The organism is Streptomyces phytophilus (genome assembly GCF_013870535.1).
GTDB classification, from domain to species: Bacteria; Actinomycetota; Actinomycetes; order Streptomycetales; family Streptomycetaceae; genus Streptomyces; species Streptomyces phytophilus.
The window spans coordinates 1-2354 of record NZ_JACBXC010000969.1; the positions used below are offsets into that span (position 1 = coordinate 1).

General features: G+C 73.6%; 2 protein-coding genes. One reads left to right on the top strand and one right to left on the bottom strand.

Annotation, left to right across the window (positions count from 1 at the left end):
• Nucleotides 1-534 (bottom strand): TIGR03086 family metal-binding protein (locus H5J30_RS27860; protein ID WP_181790064.1); only part of this gene is annotated, 534 nt, incomplete at its 3' end.
• A 252-nt stretch (nt 535-786) separates the two neighbouring features.
• Here H5J30_RS27860 and H5J30_RS27865 point away from each other — a divergent pair.
• Nucleotides 787-2354 (top strand): sensor histidine kinase (locus tag H5J30_RS27865; RefSeq protein ID WP_258563566.1); only part of this gene is annotated, 1568 nt, incomplete at its 3' end.

Genomic DNA, 2354 nt, shown 5'->3' on the forward strand with positions numbered 1-2354 from the left:
CGCGTCCGAGCCCGGCGGCACCTGCACCGGGTCGGCGAAGAGCCCGCTGGCCGCCAGCATCGCCGCCTGCGGCTCGACCTGGTCCAGCGCGAACTCGGCCAGCTCCGGCGGCAGGACGTCGTCCGCGCCGATGCCGCGGGCCAGGTCCCAGGAGTGCACGATGGCGTCGACGGCCATCTCCGTGCAGTACGACTCGGCGGGGCTGTCCCCGTAGCTCAGGTGCACCGTACGGGCCAGGGCGACCGGCTCCGCGAAGGCCGCGCGGGCGTCGGCGGCGGCGCTGTCCCAGGCGGCCACCGGGTCGTCGCCGAGCTGATCGCCGTCGTACTCGTCGCCCACCCCTGCGACGGTGTCCCCGGCGAGCAGCGGCGGCACCCACAACTGCTCGACGGTCAGGTGGTTGACGAGATCCCGCACGCTCCAGTCCGCACACGGCGTGGGCGCGGCCCACTGGCCGGGTCCGACCCGGTGCACGTGCCCGGCGAACAGGTCGAGCGCGGCGGCGTGCAGGGCCAGGGTCTCGTTGTCTGCCATGTGCCCACGGTAAGGCCGGGCACCGACAGCCCGCCCGGCGAGCGGATCCCGCCCCGGTCCCGGCGGCCGGCGGCGCCCTCGTCGCGGACCCGTCCCCCGCTCACGGCGCCCACGGTGCGTGAAGCTTTCCGCGGGGCTTCGGACGGATCGTGCATTCGGGTGACCGGGAACCGCTCCCGGAGCGTGACGACCTGGCTACCGTGGTGCGGGGAGGTGCTGTCCTGACCACCCGGGGTCCTGTGGGGGGATGCGATGGCGACAAGCCGACACGGAGGCGGGCAACTGCCGCGGCTCCAGCTCGACCAGCTCCTCGACGAGCTGCAACTGCGCATCGACGAGGTGCGCGGCACCCGCGACCGCGTGCACAGCCTGCTGGAGGCGGTGCTGACGGTCGGCAGGGAGCTGGATCTGGCCCAGGTCCTGCGGCGGATCGTGGAGGCCGCGGCGGTGCTCGTCGACGCCGAGTACGGCGCGCTGGGCGTGATCGAACACGGCGAGCGGCTGGCGCAGTTCATCCCCGTGGGCATCTCGGTCGGCGAGTACGAGGAGATCGGCCCCCTGCCGCGGGGGCACGGCCTGCTCGGCGAGCTGATCAGGCACCCGGAGGCGCTGCGGATCCAGGAGCTGCAGGACCACCCGTCCTCGTACGGCTTCCCGGCCAACCACCCGCCGATGCACTCCTTCCTCGGCGTGCCCATCCGGGTCCGCGACGAGGTTTTCGGCAACCTCTATCTGACGGAGAAGCGCAGCGCCAAGGAGTTCGACGGCGAGGACGAGGCGGTCCTGTCGACGCTCGCCGTGGCCGCGGGCGTGGCGATCGAGAACGCCCGGCTGTACGAGGAGGCCCGCCGCCGGCAGCGCTGGATCGAGGCAAGTGGCGAGGTGACCAACACCCTGCTCTCCGGCGCCCAGGAGGAAGAGGTGCTGGGCCTGATGCTGGACCGGGCCCGCAGCATCCTCAAGGCCGACCTCGGCACCGTCGCGCTGCCCGCGGAGGGCGCCGACGAGCTGCGCATCGCGCTCGCCCAGGGCACCGCAGCGGACCAGCTGGAGGGGCGCACACTGCCCATGAAGGGCACGCTGTCCGGTGCGGCCTTCACCAGGGTGGAGCTGGCGATCAGCGAGGACGTGACCAACGACCCGCGGGTACGCGACAGCGAGCTGCCGGTCGGCGGCCTCGGCCCGGCGGTCGCCGTGCCGCTGGGCACCAGCGACGGGCTGCGCGGCGTGCTCCTCGTCGCCCGGGAGGCGGGCGGCGAGCGCTTCGGCCCGGAGGAGACCGACGCCCTCGTGGGTTTCGCCGGACAGGCGGCGGTGGCCATGGAGCTGGCCCAGCGGCGCCGCGACGCCGAGCAGCTCGCGCTCTTCGAGGACCGCGACCGCATCGCCCGGGACCTGCACGACCTGGCCATCCAGCGGCTGTTCGCCACCGGCATGACGCTGCAGAGCGCGGTGCGCTTCGTGACGCACGAGGAGGGTACGGAACGGCTGCTGCGCGCCGTGGACGACCTGGACGAGACCATCAAGATCATCCGGACCACGATTTTCGGCCTGCGCCGCCACGAGCACGGGTCGACCGCCCAGGGCCTCAGGCTGCGCGTGCTGAGCCAGGCCAAGGACTCCGTGGCCACGCTGGGGTTCACGCCGGTGCTGCGCACCGAGGGGCTCCTCGACACCGACGTGCCCGCGCCGGTGGCCGATCACCTCGTGGCGGTGCTCGGCGAGGCGCTGTCCAACGCCGCCCGGCACGCGGGCGCGTCGTCCGTCGATATCACGGTGATCGCCGGGCAGGGCCTGGTCGCCCTCACGGTGACGGACAA